We start from the raw sequence: 17,132 nt of genomic DNA, 5'->3' as shown, positions 1-17,132 counted from the left end.
GGAGGACCTTTCTCATGACAGCCTGGTACGACAAAGCTATCTTTTACCATATGTATCCTCTGGGAATGACCGGAGCACCGTTTGCCAATCCCTATCCTGTCTCCGATGGGACAGCGGATGGCACCAGGGACGTTTCCTCCGATTCCCGCATGGACGAACTGATGCAGTGGATTCCCTATTTAGAGAGCCTGCATATTTCCGCGATTTACATCGGACCGCTGTTTGAATCATCCACGCACGGCTATGATACCCGCGATTTCCGGCTCATCGACCGGCGGCTGGGAACCAACGTTTCGTTCCGATCTTTCGTGGACTGCTGCCATGAGCATGGCATCCGCGTCGTCGTGGACGGCGTGTTCAACCACACCGGTCGCGAATTTTTCGCCTTCCGCGACCTGCAGGCGCACCGTGACCAGTCCCCTTACGCCGGATGGTACAGGAACGTCAATTTCGGCTGGGGCAGCCCGCTGGGCGATTCCTTCGGCTATGAATCCTGGCACGGCATCTGGGAGCTTCCCTGCTTAAACCACCGAAACCCGGAAGTGCGGAACTATCTGCTTGACACTGTCCGTTTCTGGGTGCAGGAATTTGACATCGACGGTATCCGCCTCGACTGCGCGGGCGATCTTTCCTTTGAATTTATGCAGGAACTGCGCCGGCTGGCAAATGAAATCAAGCCGGAATTCTGGCTGATGGGCGAAGTCATCCACGGCGAATACGCCCGCTGGGTCAATCCGCAGATGCTTCATTCCGTCACCAACTACGAGATGCACAAAAGTATCTATTCCGCGCACAACGACCACAATTATTTCGAACTGGCACACAATGTCCGCCGCCTCGAAGCGGTGGGGCGGGATCTCTACACCTTTGTGGACAACCACGACGAAGACCGGATCGCAAGCAAACTGTTAAATCCGGCACATCTTGCGCCGCTTTACACGCTGCTGTTCACTCTTCCGGGCATTCCGTCCATCTATTATGGAAGTGAATGGGGCATTCAGGGACGCCGCGGACACAACTCTGATACGGAACTCCGTCCGAGAATCCTGCCGCCGAGACCGCTTGCAGAAGAAATGCAGACCAGCGACGGACAAAACACCGGCATCCGCACAGATGGCAACTGCCAGAGCTTTTCGAGCGCCACAGGCCCAAACATACACGCAGGCGCAAACACCTGCTGCCAGACCACTTCAAGCACCACAGGCTCAAACACAGATACCAGCGCAGGCACCGTGACACCGCTTACACTTCTGATCCAGAAACTCGCCGCCATCCACGCCGCCGAACCGGCGCTTCACGGTGGGCGTTATCAGGAACTTCTGCTGACAAACCGGCAGTACGCATTTGCCAGACACGGTGACCACCAGGCGATCCTTACCGCTGCCAACAACGATGACAACGCCGCTTATTTACAAGTTCCACTTCCATTCCACACGACAGCGGAACAAGCTACGGATCTGATTACCGGAAAATCGTTTTTGATCGATAAGAATACAAACAAAATTCAGATAGAATTAGAGGGTAACAGCGCTGTTATTCTCGGAATCACGGAGGGGTAACCTTATGAAAAAAGCAGCTTCCACTACTAAACGAACCACATCGAAAAAACCAAAGACAGAAGGACTCGGCGTGATCGGCGAGCTTGACCGGTATCTCTTCGGAGAAGGCCGCCACTACCAGCTCTACCACAAGCTGGGCGCACACCCTTATACATATCGCGGACAGGACGGCTACTATTTCGCGGTCTGGGCGCCGCACGCAGCCGCCGTCAGCCTGGTCGGCGACTTCAACGCCTGGAATCCGGATGCAACCCCGATGAAGCCGGTCGCAGACAGCGGCATTTACGAGCTCTTCGTACCGGGACTTGGCGTGGGACAGCTCTACAAATTCGCCATCACCACGCACACAGGAACGATTTTATTTAAGGCAGATCCATATGCATTTTCGGCAGAATACCGTCCTGGAACCGCTTCCGTGACCGCCGATATCCGCGGCTTCAAATGGAACGATTCCAAATGGATGGAATCGCGCGCGGGCACCGATCCGGTCAAGGCGCCAATCTCTATCTACGAGGTTCACTTAGGATCCTGGAAAAAGAAAAACCGCCCGGAAAAGGACGGTTATTACACTTACATGGAAGCCGCGCATGAGCTGGCTGACTATGTCCTGGAAATGGGCTACACCCATGTAGAGCTCATGGGAATCGCCGAACATCCGTATGACGGCTCCTGGGGATATCAGGTAACCGGCTATTTTGCCCCGACCTCCCGCTACGGAACCCCGACGGAATTTATGTATTTCGTCAATTACTTACATAAAAAAGGCATCGGTGTCATCCTAGACTGGGTTCCGGCGCATTTTCCGAAGGATGCACATGGACTTGCCGATTTCGACGGACAGGCGCTCTATGAGTATGCCGACCCGCGCAAAGGCGAGCACCCGGACTGGGGTACCAAGGTCTTTGATTATGCCAAAAACGAGGTATCCAATTTTCTGATCGCCAACGCGCTCTACTGGCTCGATGAATACCACATCGACGGTCTGCGCGTGGACGCCGTCGCTTCCATGCTTTACTTAGACTATGGGCGCCAGGACGGACAGTGGGTACCAAATAAATATGGCGACAACAAAAACCTCGAAGCCATCGAGTTTTTCAAACATTTAAACAGCGTGATCCGCGGCCGGAAAGACGGCGCCATCATCATTGCCGAGGAATCCACCGCCTGGCCGAACGTTACCAAGAGCCCGGAGGAGGACGGTCTTGGATTTACCTTCAAATGGAATATGGGCTGGATGCATGACTTCCTCGAATACATGAAGCTCGACCCGTATTTCCGTAAATTTAACCACAACAAAATGACCTTCGGCATCACCTACTGCACCAGCGAAAACTTCATTCTGGTGCTCTCGCACGACGAGGTCGTCCACCTCAAATGCTCGATGATCAACAAAATGCCGGGCGAATACGAGGATAAATTTGCCAACCTGAAAGTCGGCTACACTTTCATGCTCGGACATCCGGGCAAGAAACTTCTCTTCATGGGACAGGATTTCGGTCAGTTCCATGAATGGGATGAAAAAGTCTCCCTCGACTGGTACCTTACGAAAGAGCCGTTCCATGCCGACCTCCAGAATTATGTGAAAGGGCTTTTGACGCTCTACCACAAATATCCGGCGCTCTACCGCCTGGACGAGGAGTATGACGGCTTCCAGTGGATCAACGCCAACGACGGAGACCGCAGTATTTTCAGCTTTATCCGCCGCGATGAAACACAGAAAAAGAATCTTCTCTTCATCTGCAACTTCACCCCGGTAGACCGCGACGATTACCGCATCGGTGTTCCGAAACGCGGCACCTACACGCTGCTGCTTGACCAGGAACACGGCTACTACAAGCGCGGCGATAAGATCAGCCATTACCGCTCCATCAAGAGCGAATGTGACGGACAGCCATACTCCTTCGCGTACCCGCTTCCGGCGTATGGAACTGCGGTGTTCCGGTTCTCATAAAATAATGTTCCTATGAAGTCAAAAAACCTGCCGCAGACAGACTGTTTATATGGGGGGATACAGTCTGCCTGCGGCAGGTTTTATTTATACGGGTTCTGATTCGTGACCCAATCAATTTTATCCGCGGATCGCCGCTTCCAGCTGCTTCAGCGCTTTCTCCACCGTCGCCCGCGGGCATGCGATATTGATCCGCTCGAAGCCCTCGCCGTCCGGTCCGAACATCGCGCCGCTGTCCAGCCACAGATGTGCCTTGTCCACGATCAGATGTTCCAGCTCTTTTTCATTCAAATGAAGCGCCTTAAAATCCAGCCACAGAAGGTAGGTTCCCTCCGGCTCGATCAGACGGATTTCCGGCAGATGCTCTTCCAGATACGCCTTCACAAACTTCCGGTTCTCCTCCAGATACGCTTTTAGCTGTGCAAGCCACTCCGCTCCCTCTTCATACGCCGCCTGGCATGCTACCAGTCCCATCAGACCGACCTGGCTGTAGCCTGCCGCCGCGATCTCCTTTAAGAGTTTCTTCCGAAGCTCTGGGTTCGGCACAAAGATATTGGAAATCTGCAGTCCCGCCAGATTGAACGTCTTGGATGGTGCCGTGCAGATCAGGCAGTTCTGCTCAAACTCTGCACCCAGCTTCGCAAATACTGTGTGTGGATGTCCCTCGCGGGTAAAATCACTGTGGATCTCATCGCTGACCACGAGCACACCGTGACGCAGGCAAATCTCGCCAACCCGGCGCAGTTCTTCCTCGCTCCAGACACGTCCGACCGGGTTGTGCGGACTGCAAAGCAGGAACAATTTTACCTTATTTTCGACGATCTTCGTTTCCAGGTCGTCAAAATCCATCGTGTAATAGCCATCCGTGATTTTCAGCGGGCTGTTGACAACCTTACGCCCATTGTCCGTAATTACTTCCGAAAACGGATAGTACACCGGCTGCTGAAGCAGTACGCCGTCACCTTCCTTTGTATACGCCCGGACAGCCGCCGCCAGCGCGAATACAACGCCCGGTGTCTTCACCAGCCACTCCGGTTTCGTCTCCCAGCCAAAGCGCTCCCGGTACCAGTTCTGGACTGCCGCAAAATAGCCCTCTTTTCCATCACTGTAGCCGAAAATACCATGTTTTACTGTCTCTTCCAGCCGCTCTAAAATCGCCGGAGCCGTCTGAAAATCCATATCAGCCACCCAAAGCGGTAAAATATCCGCTGGTTTTCCTCGCTCGATGGCAAAATCATATTTTAAACAGTTGGTACCATGCCGGTCCACCACTTTGTCAAAATCGTATTTCATGCATTTTCCTCCCAATCCATCGTTCCTGTCAATGAACGGTTTTCACTCTGGCATCCTGTCATCCATGCCCATATCCCACTGCCCATGCAAAACCGATACCAAACATATCTATCCTCTTTTGTAACTGTTCAGTACCTTCACAGTCACGCGCAAAAATCCATTAAAAATTGCCTACGGCAATGGGATTTTTGCCTGCTGGCCCATGTTTTCGTACGATCAGCGCAGTAAATGCGCAGACCTACTGAACAGTTACCCTCTTTTTACGCTAACGCCTGCTCCAGATCCGCAATCAGATCATCCACATTTTCAATACCGACAGACAGACGTAAAAATGTCTCCGTAATTCCAAGACGTTCCCGGATCTCAACCGGCACATCGCCGTGTGTCTGCAGCATCGGATAGGTAATCAGGGACTCCACGCCGCCCAGACTCTCCGCATAGGAAATAAGCTTCACGCGCTCCAGCACCTTTCTCGCTGTCTCCTCTGTATCAGTGCGGAACGAAATCATGCTGCCCGCGCCGCGGCTCTGTTTTTGGTTGATCTCATAACCCGGATGCTCCGGAAGTCCTACATAGTAGACATCCGTTACTTTTTTCTGCTCTTTCAGCCAGCTCGCGATCTTCATCGCATTCTCCTGCTGCCGTTCCACACGCACTGACAGAGTCTTGATGCCGCGCAGGACTAAGAAAGAATCAAACGGAGAAAGTCCGCTTCCGATCGTCTTGAACAGATATCGAATCTGCTCTGCCAGCGCCTTGATCGGCGTACATAAAAATCCAGCCAGCGTATCATTGTGACCGCCTAAAAACTTCGTGCCACTGTGGACAACCAGATCCGCGCCCTGGGCGATCGGATTCTGCAGATACGGGGACAGGAAGGTATTGTCCACGATCAGAAGCAGTCCGTGCTTCGTCGCCAGACGGCTCATTTCCGCCAGATCGGTCACCTGCATCGTCGGGTTGCTCGGTGTCTCGATGTAGAGTGCCTTCGTCTGATCCGTGATCGCCTTCTCAACCGCCTCCACATCGGCTGTATTTATATAGGAAAATGAAAAACCGCGCTTCTTTTCCAGTGCCTCAAAAATACGGACGGAACCGCCATACAGATCCTCGGTACATACAAAATGGCTACCACTGTCAAACAGCTCCATCATCAGCGAGATCGCCGCCATACCGGATGTGCAGGCAACGGTATCAACCGCTCCTTCCAGCGCCGAAACAGTCTTTTCCAGCTCGTCTCTGGTCGGGTTGCTCTCACGCGTATAATTATGACCGGTTGATTCCCCAATACCCGGGTGGGCAAAAGTCGCCGTCTGGTAAATCGGCACTGAAACAGCGCCAAAAGAATGGTTTTTAGAAGTTTCCGGATCTCCGCAAATACAAGTTGTCTCTATCTGATAAGCCACGATGTCATCCTCCTGTGTCTATTTGCTATATCAGCAAATTCGTTTTTTATATAATTTTCTTATTTCATATTGTTTTAATTGGTTTATCAGTGATTGTAATGCGAAATTCCTACTTTGTCAATAGGAATTCCATGCAGTCCGCCATTTTCCCGGGCGTTTTCCTTCCTCAGCGCAAAAACCTATCAAGGTACATTTTTTGTTTTTTCACAGAACGCACCTTCCAAACAATTCAAGTCGAACGTCCGTGAGACTTGGCGCGTGATTCTGGTCAGCGAAGCTGACATATTCTTTACAGAATCACTGCGCATCCTCGAGGAGCGTTTATCTCAGTCGGAGAATGGACTCCCACTGAGACAAATTTGCTATTACTCACCACCTGAAGAGGTGGGAGTCTTCTCGACTGAGATAAAAAAACGGTCAGAATCAATGACATCTTCCCACATTTCAGAAATATATCATCCATTCTGACCGCTTTAAATGGCTGCAGTTCTCGCTCCCCTTACCAATAGGTTTCACTTTTCATCAACCACACGCTAATTTCTACCAAATTACACTCTTAATTTCCTTTGCAGACTTCTTCTAGAAAATACCGGTGCACCGTCACATCCTCATTCAATTCCGGATGAAATGCCGTCGCAAACTGGTTTCCCTGTCTGGCTGCGACTATCTTTTCGTCCACTGTCGCCAGCACCTTAACATTTTTCTGAACCGAAGCGATGTACGGCGCGCGGATAAAAGTCATCGGAATCGTCCCCAGACCGGCAAATTCAGCCTCCGTGTAAAAACTTCCAAGCTGACGTCCGTAGGCATTCCGCACCGCCGACACATCCATCGTCGCAAAGCACGGCGTTCCGCCCTCGATCTCCTTGGCCAGAAGCAAAAGCCCCGCGCACGTTCCATACACCGGAAGCCCTGCCGCAATCTTTGCCCGAAGCGGCTCATAAAGCCCCAGCTCATCCAGAAGCTTACGCATCGCGGTACTCTCGCCGCCCGGCAGAATCAGTCCGTCCATCGGCCGCTCCAGATCCGGAAGCTGCCGGATCTCAAACGCCTCTGCGCCCAGTCTCCGTACCATGGCAATGTGTTCGGCAAACGCGCCCTGCACCGCCAGCACGCCTATCTGTTTTTTCTCCATCTTACTGTCCCCGCTCTGCCATCAAAATCGCAATCTCATTCTCATTGATACCAACCATCGCCTCGCCCAGATCCTCAGAAATCGCAGCAAGTAATTTTGCATCCTTGTAGTTCGTTACTGCCTGCACGATCGCCGACGCACGTTTCTCCGGATTGCCTGACTTGAAGATACCAGAGCCAACAAAGACTCCCTCTGCGCCCAGCTGCATCATCAGAGCCGCATCCGCCGGGGTAGCCACGCCGCCTGCCGCGAAATTGACAACCGGGAGACGTCCATTGTCATGTACATAGCGGAGCAGATGAACCGGAACTTTTAACTGTTTTGCTGCCTCATAAAGCTCATCCTCACGCAGGTTCTGAACCCGGCGGATCTCCGAATTCATCGCACGCATATGGCGGACTGCCTGTACGACATCGCCCGTTCCCGGCTCGCCCTTGGTACGGATCATCGAAGCACCTTCCTCGATCCGGCGCAGCGCCTCTCCCAGGTCTCTCGCACCGCAGACAAACGGAACCTTGAACTGTGTCTTGTCAATATGGTACACATCATCCGCCGGAGATAATACCTCGCTCTCATCGATATAATCAATCTCGATCGCTTCCAGAATCTGCGCCTCCACAAAATGACCGATCCGGCACTTCGCCATAACCGGAATCGAAACTGCCTCCTGAATGCCGCGAATCATCTTCGGGTCACTCATACGGGACACACCGCCCGCTGCCCGGATATCCGCCGGAATCCGCTCCAGCGCCATAACCGCACACGCGCCTGCCGCCTCCGCGATCTTCGCCTGCTCCGGGGTTGTGACATCCATGATAACGCCGCCCTTTAACATCTGTGCCAGCTGTTTATTCAGTTCATAACGATTCTCTGCCATTTTTATTCCTCCCGTGGTTGAATATGATTTTTCTTTGTAAGCCAAGCGTCCTTACGATCCTTGCAATCAATACCCGAATCCACTGAATCATTCACAGGCAAGCGCCTCTTCTGCCTTTCTATTCTGCCTTGCGAAAAACAATTCACTGACATTCTGTATTTTTACATTCATTTCCGCATCAACTTAGTAGGAATTATAGCAAAAACTGTACTGATTAAAATATACACTTTTAAACATTTTAATCAGTACAGTTTGTTCTTTTCTCAAATCTTATTCTATTTTTCTTTTATCTGCACAAACCGGAGCGCCCCGGCATTCCACCAACGCCACTCCACTTACCCATTTTTCAGCTTTCCGTTTGTGTCTACGCCTCTTCCGCCTCCAGCAACGTCTGGTACACATCCCGCTTCGAAACCCCGCGGTCCTTCGCCACCAGCTTCATCGCTTCCTTGCGGCTGTTTCCCTGTGATTCATAATGTTCCATATGCTCTTCCAGGGACATCTGCTGCCAGCGCGCCTGATCCTCCGCCTTGATCTCCTGGACGGATTTGCCCTCGATGACGATCACGCACTCGCCCTTCGGCTCATTTTCCGTATAATACGCCACCGCCTGCGAAAGCGTCGTCCGGAATGCCGTCTCGTATTTCTTCGTCAGCTCCCGGCAGATAGACGCCTTTCTATCCCCCAGCGCCTCGTAAAGTTCCGTGAGCGTCCGCAGAAGGTGGTGCGGCGCCTCGTAAAGCACAATCGTGCGCGTCTCATTCTGAAGCTCTGCAAGCACCCGCTGGTGCTCCTTCTTGTCCGTCGGAAGAAATGCCTCAAAACAGAACCGTCTCGTCGGAAGTCCCGAAATAATCAGCGCCGTAACACACGCCACCGCTCCCGGAAGCGCGGTTACTTTAATTCCCGCCTCGCAGCACTGGCGCACCAGCTCCTCGCCCGGATCCGAAATACCCGGCGTCCCGGCGTCCGTGATGCAGGCAATATTCATGCCCGATTTCAGCTTCTCCACCAGCACACGCGCCTTCTCGACCTTATTGTACTCATGGTAGCTCGTCATCGGTGTATGAATATCAAAATGATTCAGAAGCTTAATACTGTGCCGCGTGTCCTCCGCCGCAATCAGATCCACCTGCTTTAACGTCTCCAGCACCCGGAATGTGATGTCATCCAGGTTGCCGATCGGCGTGGCACACAAATATAATGTTCCTTCCATCGTTCTCCTATTCCATTAATACCCGTAAATATCATAAATCTCATCCGTATACACGCCCGGCTCTTTGTACACAATGATCGGCTTTTCCACTGTCATCAGCGTGCCGCCGCCGCGCACCGCCTCGATGAGAACCATATTTGCCTCTTTATCTGCAAACGGATGGACAAATTTCATCCGCTTCGGCTCCAATTTCTGACTTTTCATCGCCATCAGAATCTCAATGAGCCGTCTCGGACGGTGCACCATATAGAGTCGTCCGCCGGGACGAAGTGCCGAAGCCGCCGCGCGCACGACATCCTCCAGATTGCAGAGAACCTCATGGCGGGCAATCGCCTTGGGAAGATCGGGATTTTTCAGCCCGTGGCTGTCGTTCATGTACGGCGGGTTCGTCGTTACCACATCAAAAGATGCCTTCTCAAACAGCGTCGGAACCTCCTTGATATCGCCCTGCACGATCGAAACCTTCTCTTCCAGCCTGTTGAGCGCCACACTCCGGGATGCCATCTCCGCCATCTCCGCCTGGATCTCCAGACCTGTAAAATGGCTTCCTTCCGTCTTTGCCTCCAGAAGAATCGGGATAATACCGGTTCCCGTTCCCAGATCAAGCGCTTTCTCGCCCGGCTTCACCGATGCAAACCCGGACAAAAGCACCGCGTCCATGCCAAAACAGAACCCGTTCGTCTTCTGGATGATCCGGTATCCGTTCCGCTGCAGTTCATCGATCCGCTCGCCCTCTTTAATTATCATCCAGCTTCGACTTTCCTTCCTTTTTCTCCAGTGCCTCCAGCGCTTTCAGCTCCGCATCGTTGACATTTCCCCTGTCACGGCGGCGCTTCGGCTTAAACTTGAGCTGATCCACACGGTAATCACGGATCTCCTTCTCATCCCGTCCTACCGTCACAACCACCTTTACCTGCTGGCGCAGGACGCTGACGCTGTGAACCTCGCCTTTCAGCCCGTCATCCGTTGTGACGTAATCGCCGACACTCGGCAGATGGCTGTTCAGATCCTCATACGTCTCTTCCTCGTATTTCAGGCAGCACATCAGACGACCGCACACACCCGAAATCTTCGTCGGATTTAAGGACAGGTTCTGCTCTTTTGCCATCTTAATTGAAACCGGAATAAACTCCGATAAATATGAATGACAACAGAGCGGACGACCACAGATACCGACGCCACCCAAAATCTTCGTCTCATCCCGGACGCCAATCTGGCGCAGCTCGATCCGCGTCTTAAAGACCGCCGCCAGATCCTTGACAAGCTCACGGAAATCGATTCTTCCATCCGCCGTAAAATAAAACAGCAGCTTATTGTTATCAAAGGTGTATTCTGCATCGATCAGCTTCATCTGCAATTCATGCTTGCGGATCTTTTCCTGACAGATCTGGAATGCCTCATGCTCTTTTTCTTTATTCTTCCGTTCCAGCTCCTCGTCATTCTTCGTCGCCATACGAATGACCGATTTCAGCGGCTGGATCACCTTCTTCTCATCCACCTCGCGGACGCCAAGAACCACCTCTCCGAACTCGATTCCGCGGGCGGTCTCCACGATCACATGGTCGCCCATCTTGATTTCCATCTGCGCCGGATCGAAGTAATATACCTTTCCGGCCTTGCGGAACCGGACTCCGATTACCTTTATCATAAATTTAATTCTCCTTCATCGTCAAAAGCATCAGCTCCAGCGCCAAATCGGTGTTGACGTTAGCATTCAGCCGGACTTTTGCCTTTTCAATCGCACTCAATATCTCTTCCAGCCCCTCATAGGAACTCTTCTGGCAGCAACTGCTGACCGCTGAATACTCCTCCTTAAAGATCAGCGAATTCATGTCCTTTGTGACCTTAAACATCAGAATATCCCTGTACCAGAGCTGCATGAAATCCAGGCACTCATACAGATCCAGATTGTCCTCCTGCAGCTTGCGGATATAATCCAGAAGCATCGGAATATCCATGTCCTTGATATTTTTAAGCAGCGTCAGCACCTCTCGGTACAAAAGTGCAAACTCCTCCGAAGAGGCGAGATGAATCGCTTTTCCTAAATTTCCTCTCGCAAACGCCGCATAAATATCTGCCTGACCATCCGAAACGCCCATTTTCTCCGTCAGGTAATCGCTTACCACCGAATCCTTGAGCGGACGAAGTTTCAACTGGATACAGCGGGACAGGATCGTCGGCAGAAATACCTCCGGGTTCGTCGTGATAAGCACCAGCACCGCATAGGCCGGCGGCTCCTCAATCGTCTTTAAAAGAGCGTTCTGCGCCTGCACCGTCATTTTCTCCGCCTCATCGACCAGATATATCTTATATGGACTGCTGTACGGGCGGATCGAAACCGTATCATTGATCTGAATCCGGACATCATCGACACCAATGCTCGCCGGTTTCTCATGTGTCACCCAGATCACATCCGGATGGTTGCCCGACAAAAACTGCTTACAGGAATGGCATTCCATGCACGGCTCCGTCCCATGTTTCTCGCACAAAAGCGTCATGGCAAATGCCTTCGCGATCGTCTTGCGTCCCATTCCTTCCTCGCCCGACAATATGTAAGCATGTGAAACTCTCTGATACCCGATCGCCTTCTGAAGGTGCTCTTTTATCTTCTCATGTCCAATAATATCGTGAAAACCTGCCATCTTGATGCTCCTTTCAGGGCTGGACTCTGGATTTTAATTCTAAAATCGTTTCAATCGTATGGATCGGTTGGGATCCCTTCTATCATGCCCTTCTTTTATTATTTGTAAATCTCTATCATCTTAGTATAACACAAGATTTAACCTCTGCCTAGTACGATGAAATTCCGAATTTGTTACTGTTCACGCATACGTGCCCAGTAACGGAATTTGCCGTGGCTTCGCATTTAAATACGGCAAATTCCTGCTGCCACCACGTTTTCTTACGGCACTTTCGGTTCCAAAAGTGCCAATCCCTGAGCCCGAATTTCCCTTACCAACGTATCCACACACGCTTCCAGCTCGCGGTTTTCAAACCGGTTTTCCGCCCGGATCCCACATTTTTCCATATTTTCGGCACTGAAATCTGCCTCATCCGCCAGGAAACGGCGGCACAGCTCCGCATACTTTGGCTCTGTCTGCTGCCGTTCCCGGTCAAGCGCACGCTGAAGGCGTTCACCGTCCTCCACCTCAATGTAAAGCGGCACCAGCACATCCGCACCGAAATAATTCCGCGTTCCCTCATACGATTCCAGCGTCCCGATCATGAAATAATCATGCGATCCCAGATCGATCTGCCCATCGTCCACCGTTGCATAACTCCACGGTCCATAAACAGTCTGGTAGGTTCTCTTTTCAATGATCTTTCCCTGTTTCTCCAAATCCGCAAGCCTTTTTCCGGTCACAAAATAATACTCCACACCGTCCCGCTCGCCTGCCCGGATCGGTCTGGTCGTATACGGCACCACCGTCCGGATCTGCGGCAGCCGCTCTCTCAATATCTTATAGATCGTGTCCTTCCCGGACGCGCTCTTTCCCATCACGTAAAATATATGTCCCATCTTCCTATTATGCCTTTCCAGCCAGTATTTTCACACGCATTCCATCGTATATATAAATCCGATTTTTCTCTGTTTCTTATGGCAAATGTGCGAACCTACTAAATAACAACCTCTATCCACAAATTCAATTTGTCTGATTTTTCACAAACTCCTTCCACCGTAAGTCCCAGCTTCCAATCCTCACGGATCCGCGCGATCTCCCTTGTTCCAATCCGCTCTCCCGGCATCAGCATCGGTACCCCCGGCGGATAAATGGTAACGCAGGTCCGCGCCACCCTTCCTTCCGCCTCCTCAAGCGGCACCAGCATGCCATCCCCATGCCATGCCTGCCAGGGGAGACACATCTGCTGCGGATAGTTTTCTGAATCATTTTCTTGGTTCGGTTTCCGATTCAATTGTTCTTCCGAAAACGGTTCCTGCCTGCCTTGTTTTGCATCTTTCAGCCCAACACTTTCCGCCTCCAGCTTTTCCACCCGCGCATCCAGCTCCAAAAGTGCCCGCTCCAGACGCGAAAATCCTTCCTCCGTATCCATAAACGAAGTCATCAGAAGCACATACCGCCCGCTCGACATCTCCGCCTCCAGATGATACTCTGTCCGCAAAACCTCTGCCAGTCTGGTTCCCGTCATAAAATCTGGAAATAGCACCAGTTTTGACGGATCATATCCATACACACCTGCCGCACCACAGATTTCCTCTTTCAGAAGCCGGAAATGTTTTAGCTTCGCCAATTTTTCCCGGAGTTCCCGCAATCGCGCGCCATACCGCGCCATCTCCCCGGCTCCTTTTTCTGCCATATACCGGACGCAGTTCTCCATCGATGCAATCAGAATATACGACGGGCTGGAACTCTGGTAAACCGATAAATACTGTTCCACCTTCTTCGCATCCAGAATCTGGCTTTTCAGATGCAGAATCGCCGTCTGTGTCAAGGATGGAAGCGTTTTGTGAAGACTCTGGATCACCAGGTCCGCCCCCTCCTGTAACGCCCCATCCGGGAAATAGTTCCCATCCCCAAACGGCAGGTGCGCGCCGTGCGCCTCATCCACAATCAGCGCCGCTCCATGCCGGTGCGCCGTCGCTGCAATCCCCTGGATATCCGACACGATCCCCTCATAGGTCGGGGAAGTCACAAACACCGCCCGGATCTCTGGATGCTCCAAAAGTGCCCGTTCCACCTGCTCTGGCTCGATCCCTCCCGGAATCTGAAACTTCGGCACCTCCTCCGGATATAAATATACCGGTTCCAGCTGGTTTAAAACCACCGCGTGATACGCCGATTTGTGGGAATTTCGAGCCATGAGGATTTTCTCCCCCGGCTTCACCGCCGCCGCGATCGCTGCCAGAATCCCGCACGTACTGCCATTTACCAGATACCAGCTCCGGTCTGCTCCGTACACCGCAGCCGCCGATTTCATCGACTCTTTCAAAATATCTTCCGCATGATGCAGGTTGTCAAATCCATCAATCTCCGTGATATCCACCGAAAATGGATTCGGAACGGAAGTTATCCCCATTTTCACCTGGCGTTTGTGGCCCGGCATGTGGAACGGGTAGGCATCCGACGCCGCATAGGTGGATAAACGTTCTAAAAGCGGCACTTCTGGACGTAGGATGATTGTTTCCGACCGCATTTTCCTGTCTTTATTCACTTTTTCTTCTTCCTTCTGTTTCTCTCTTTTTTCGTTCATGTCTTATTTTTTATTTCTATCCGCCGCACCACATCTCAGGATTGTTCCATTTTCCTGAAATCAGCTTTTTGAAATTTTCTTTCAAACTTTCAAATGCTACTTAATCAAATATTTCTTCTATAAATGAACAAATTTGAAAAACTTCACCATCAAATCCATTATATACGAACACGAAGAATATTAAGCAAAACTGTCATAAAAAACTTGCTACCGTAATATCTGATCGCCATCCTTGACACAAAGATTTTTCTTCACACCTAATGTTACCATCCATCCACGGACAATCGGCGTCTTATACGAACCAGCGCCCGCGACGCCATCCTGCACATTATCCCAGAGCCAGTCCGGCGTCGGCCATAAGCAGACCTCCGGTGAAATCTCCTGATAGAGCTCCTCTTCTACGCCTCTCTGCCCATGGTGCGCCATCTGTAGCACATCCGATTTCAGTTCCTCCTGCGTATGATTGGCAAGAAAATCTTCCCCTGCCTGCCAGCCCATATCGCCCAAAAACAGGATCCGTTTTCCGCCCATCTCCACGCGGTACGCGACCGAGCTGTTATTAAAACTATTTTCCGTGCAGGCAAATGGCTCATTCATCACTATGATCTCCGCGCCCGCCACTGAAATCTTCTGCCCTTTCGTAAGCGTCCCGCATTTTTCTGCTTCCGGCAGTTTCGCAATCGCTTCCGTGATCCGATCATAACACTCCAAATCTGAATCCCGTCTTGAAACCTGCTCCTGACCTAAAAATTCTTTATCCAGAAATGAATAATACACCTTACCGATCGAGATCGGCATCGGATCCATGTTTAAAATCTCCGTGATCGCCCCCACATGATCGCTGTGCGGATGGGTTAAAAGCCATGCATCCACATGACCGCCCAACTCCTGAATAACCTCAATCAAATGCGGTGCATCGACATCACGACCGCCGTCTACCACGATCACCGCGCCTTCCTTCGTCTTCATGACGCAGGAGAGGTTCTGCCAGATATCCGCACACGCTAAAAGCCGAAGCTCTCCCCCGTCCAGATACGGCTCCTCCACCCCCGGCTCCGCCGCCTCCGCCGCAGCTAACGCTTCCATTTCTGCCGCCGACTGCTGTTCCCCCAGGTTATCTAAATCAATCGGCTGATCTGGATTTTCTCCATTTTCATCTCGGACAGCCTCCCGCTCTGTACTGTCCACGATTGCTACCGTTCCGGCTGTCTCCGGATAGTTCGTAAACCGGCGGCTGCATCCGCTCAAGTTCAAAAGGAACGTCATGCCAAGCGCCGCCGTTGCATATAAATATTTCCGGCGTTTCTGTTTCATCTTGTTTGGCTCCATTTTTCTTCTCCATTTTAAAATTTCTGCATTTGCCTATTTCTATTCTTACTTCCATTTTGGTTTTCTATTTGCTTCTGTTTTCAATCAATTATAACAGCTGCCATATCCGAAAACAAGAAATTATATATTCAAGAAAGACTCCTGTCTGAATGGCTTTTTTACTTAACATGAATGTTAAACGAAGTTTCCTATTTCTTCTTCGCGCGAGTGCGCATCATTGGCACGTTAGTGCCTTTTTGTGTAATAGGAAATTCCAAGGAATTTCCTATTACACAAAAAACCGCCACACTGTCTCCAGTGTGACGGCTTCTCATCTTCATGAGGCATCGGGGATTCGAACCCCGGACAACTTGATTAAAAGTCAAGTGCTCTACCGACTGAGCTAATACCCCATATGCCCAGAACCGGAATCGAACCAGTGACACGAGGATTTTCAGTCCTCTGCTCTACCAACTGAGCTATCTGGGCGTAATGGTTATTTGGTTTTATGCGGATTAAAAGTTTGCTTGTCGCTTTTTTTAGTCCGAAGTGCTCAGCTCAAAAACTTCGTTTTTTCGCTTACGGCATTCGCCGTATACATCTAAAAATATATCTGTTAAAAAACATGCAAGCATGTTTTTAACTTCTATATTTTTATCTGTGCACTTCTCATTGCATAAAAAAATTGCGGGGGCAGGATTTGAACCTGCGACCTTCGGGTTATGAGCCCGACGAGCTTCCAGACTGCTCCACCCCGCGCTAATTCTTACTCTATTATTATATACAATTTCTGGAAAAATACAACCATTATTGTAAAAATAATAATGGATGGAGGTGGATTCGAACCACCGAAGCGAGACGCAACAGATTTACAGTCTGCCCCCTTTGGCCACTCGGGAACCCATCCATTTTAAAAAGCCGATGATCGGACTCGAACCGATAACCTGCTGATTACAAATCAGCTGCTCTGCCAATTGAGCCACATCGGCATAAAACATTGGTAACAATGGGGCCTACAGGGCTCGAACCTGTGACCCTCTGCTTGTAAGGCAGATGCTCTCCCAGCTGAGCTAAGACCCCATCTACGATACTGCACCAGTCCATATTCATTTTTCAAAGAATTGAAATAGTCGTATCTAAACGACCCGGATGGGGTTCGAACCCACGACCTCCGCCGTG

The 17,132-nt window shown here is 51.1% G+C and carries 13 protein-coding genes and 6 tRNA genes; 2 read left to right on the top strand and 17 right to left on the bottom strand.

Features of this window, described 5'->3' with window-relative positions:
• The first annotated feature begins 14 nt into the window (after positions 1 to 14).
• Positions 15 to 1,559, top strand: coding sequence for an alpha-amylase family glycosyl hydrolase (locus tag PG862_RS12150; protein WP_233430286.1), 1,545 nt, complete (start codon positions 15 to 17; stop codon positions 1,557 to 1,559).
• 4 nt (positions 1,560 to 1,563) lie between these two features.
• Positions 1,564 to 3,510 carry a 1,4-alpha-glucan branching protein GlgB gene (gene glgB, locus PG862_RS12145; RefSeq protein ID WP_270707547.1) on the top strand — a complete coding sequence of 649 codons (1,947 nt, stop codon included), beginning with the start codon at positions 1,564 to 1,566 and terminating at the stop codon, positions 3,508 to 3,510.
• Between the two features lie 117 nt (positions 3,511 to 3,627).
• On the opposite strand, the gene PG862_RS12140 is transcribed toward glgB, so the two are convergent.
• The 17 genes from PG862_RS12140 to PG862_RS12060 form a co-directional block, all read right to left on the bottom strand.
• Positions 3,628 to 4,800, bottom strand: a complete 1,173-nt coding sequence (locus tag PG862_RS12140) for a MalY/PatB family protein (protein WP_107001767.1) — start codon at positions 4,798 to 4,800, stop codon at positions 3,628 to 3,630.
• Positions 4,801 to 5,060: 260 nt separating this feature from the next.
• On the bottom strand, positions 5,061 to 6,206 hold the full coding sequence (locus tag PG862_RS12135; protein WP_022360405.1) for a trans-sulfuration enzyme family protein: 1,146 nt from the start codon (positions 6,204 to 6,206) through the stop codon (positions 5,061 to 5,063).
• 556 nt (positions 6,207 to 6,762) lie between these two features.
• A complete protein-coding gene (gene pdxT, locus PG862_RS12130; RefSeq protein ID WP_107001768.1) occupies positions 6,763 to 7,341 on the bottom strand; it encodes a pyridoxal 5'-phosphate synthase glutaminase subunit PdxT in 579 nt (192 codons plus the stop codon).
• 1 nt (position 7,342) lies between these two features.
• A complete protein-coding gene (pdxS, locus tag PG862_RS12125; protein ID WP_107001769.1) occupies positions 7,343 to 8,218 on the bottom strand; it encodes a pyridoxal 5'-phosphate synthase lyase subunit PdxS in 876 nt (291 codons plus the stop codon).
• A 364-nt stretch (positions 8,219 to 8,582) separates the two neighbouring features.
• Positions 8,583 to 9,434, bottom strand: a complete 852-nt coding sequence (rsmI, locus tag PG862_RS12120; protein ID WP_270707545.1) for a 16S rRNA (cytidine(1402)-2'-O)-methyltransferase — start codon at positions 9,432 to 9,434, stop codon at positions 8,583 to 8,585.
• 15 nt (positions 9,435 to 9,449) lie between these two features.
• Complete coding sequence (locus tag PG862_RS12115; protein WP_270707543.1) at positions 9,450 to 10,181, bottom strand: tRNA1(Val) (adenine(37)-N6)-methyltransferase; 732 nt, start codon at positions 10,179 to 10,181, stop codon at positions 9,450 to 9,452.
• The gene (locus PG862_RS12110) at positions 10,171 to 11,082 is read right to left on the bottom strand and encodes a PSP1 domain-containing protein (RefSeq protein ID WP_022360400.1); all 912 of its coding nucleotides are present in this window, start codon (positions 11,080 to 11,082) and stop codon (positions 10,171 to 10,173) included. The genes PG862_RS12115 and PG862_RS12110 overlap by 11 nt, the downstream gene beginning before the upstream one ends.
• A 4-nt stretch (positions 11,083 to 11,086) precedes the next feature.
• Positions 11,087 to 12,076 carry a DNA polymerase III subunit delta' gene (gene holB, locus PG862_RS12105; RefSeq protein WP_117796592.1) on the bottom strand — a complete coding sequence of 330 codons (990 nt, stop codon included), beginning with the start codon at positions 12,074 to 12,076 and terminating at the stop codon, positions 11,087 to 11,089.
• A 260-nt stretch (positions 12,077 to 12,336) separates the two neighbouring features.
• The gene (locus tag PG862_RS12100) at positions 12,337 to 12,954 is read right to left on the bottom strand and encodes a nucleoside/nucleotide kinase family protein (protein ID WP_117796591.1); all 618 of its coding nucleotides are present in this window, start codon (positions 12,952 to 12,954) and stop codon (positions 12,337 to 12,339) included.
• A 98-nt stretch (positions 12,955 to 13,052) separates the two neighbouring features.
• Positions 13,053 to 14,606 (bottom strand): aminotransferase class I/II-fold pyridoxal phosphate-dependent enzyme, encoded by a 1,554-nt coding sequence (locus PG862_RS12095; RefSeq protein ID WP_270707539.1) that lies wholly within the window; start codon positions 14,604 to 14,606, stop codon positions 13,053 to 13,055.
• Between the two features lie 246 nt (positions 14,607 to 14,852).
• Positions 14,853 to 15,974 carry a ComEC/Rec2 family competence protein gene (locus PG862_RS12090; RefSeq protein WP_270707536.1) on the bottom strand — a complete coding sequence of 374 codons (1,122 nt, stop codon included), beginning with the start codon at positions 15,972 to 15,974 and terminating at the stop codon, positions 14,853 to 14,855.
• A gap of 319 nt (positions 15,975 to 16,293) precedes the next feature.
• Positions 16,294 to 16,366 (bottom strand) — tRNA-Lys (locus tag PG862_RS12085).
• 3 nt (positions 16,367 to 16,369) lie between these two features.
• Positions 16,370 to 16,442, bottom strand: a tRNA-Phe gene (locus tag PG862_RS12080).
• Between the two features lie 196 nt (positions 16,443 to 16,638).
• Positions 16,639 to 16,712: transfer RNA gene (locus PG862_RS12075), tRNA-Met, on the bottom strand.
• A 66-nt stretch (positions 16,713 to 16,778) separates the two neighbouring features.
• Positions 16,779 to 16,860 (bottom strand) — tRNA-Tyr (locus PG862_RS12070).
• A gap of 9 nt (positions 16,861 to 16,869) precedes the next feature.
• Positions 16,870 to 16,942, bottom strand: a tRNA-Thr gene (locus tag PG862_RS12065).
• Between the two features lie 18 nt (positions 16,943 to 16,960).
• A tRNA-Val gene (locus PG862_RS12060) sits at positions 16,961 to 17,033 on the bottom strand.
• Positions 17,034 to 17,132: the final 99 nt, after the last annotated feature.

Origin of the sequence: Clostridium fessum (assembly GCF_027698965.1) — a bacterium.
In the GTDB taxonomy this organism is placed as follows: domain Bacteria; phylum Bacillota; class Clostridia; order Lachnospirales; family Lachnospiraceae; genus Otoolea; species Otoolea fessa.
Note: the sequence above shows the minus strand (reverse complement) of the source record. Positions and strands in the feature narration are given on the sequence as shown.

What these genes read in the sequence shown, in the direction of transcription:
- PG862_RS12150 (WP_233430286.1), top strand. Translation starts at nt 15, where the DNA reads ATGACAGCCTGGTACGACAAAGCTATCTTTTACCATATGTATCCTCTG.
- glgB (WP_270707547.1), top strand. Translation starts at nt 1,564, where the DNA reads ATGAAAAAAGCAGCTTCCACTACTAAACGAACCACATCGAAAAAACCA.
- PG862_RS12140 (WP_107001767.1), bottom strand. Translation starts at nt 4,800, where the DNA reads ATGAAATACGATTTTGACAAAGTGGTGGACCGGCATGGTACCAACTGT.
- pdxT (WP_107001768.1), bottom strand. Translation starts at nt 7,341, where the DNA reads ATGGAGAAAAAACAGATAGGCGTGCTGGCGGTGCAGGGCGCGTTTGCC.
- pdxS (WP_107001769.1), bottom strand. Translation starts at nt 8,218, where the DNA reads ATGGCAGAGAATCGTTATGAACTGAATAAACAGCTGGCACAGATGTTA.
- rsmI (WP_270707545.1), bottom strand. Translation starts at nt 9,434, where the DNA reads ATGGAAGGAACATTATATTTGTGTGCCACGCCGATCGGCAACCTGGAT.
- PG862_RS12115 (WP_270707543.1), bottom strand. Translation starts at nt 10,181, where the DNA reads ATGATAATTAAAGAGGGCGAGCGGATCGATGAACTGCAGCGGAACGGA.
- PG862_RS12110 (WP_022360400.1), bottom strand. Translation starts at nt 11,082, where the DNA reads ATGATAAAGGTAATCGGAGTCCGGTTCCGCAAGGCCGGAAAGGTATAT.
- holB (WP_117796592.1), bottom strand. Translation starts at nt 12,076, where the DNA reads ATGGCAGGTTTTCACGATATTATTGGACATGAGAAGATAAAAGAGCAC.
- PG862_RS12100 (WP_117796591.1), bottom strand. Translation starts at nt 12,954, where the DNA reads ATGGGACATATATTTTACGTGATGGGAAAGAGCGCGTCCGGGAAGGAC.
- PG862_RS12090 (WP_270707536.1), bottom strand. Translation starts at nt 15,974, where the DNA reads ATGGAGCCAAACAAGATGAAACAGAAACGCCGGAAATATTTATATGCA.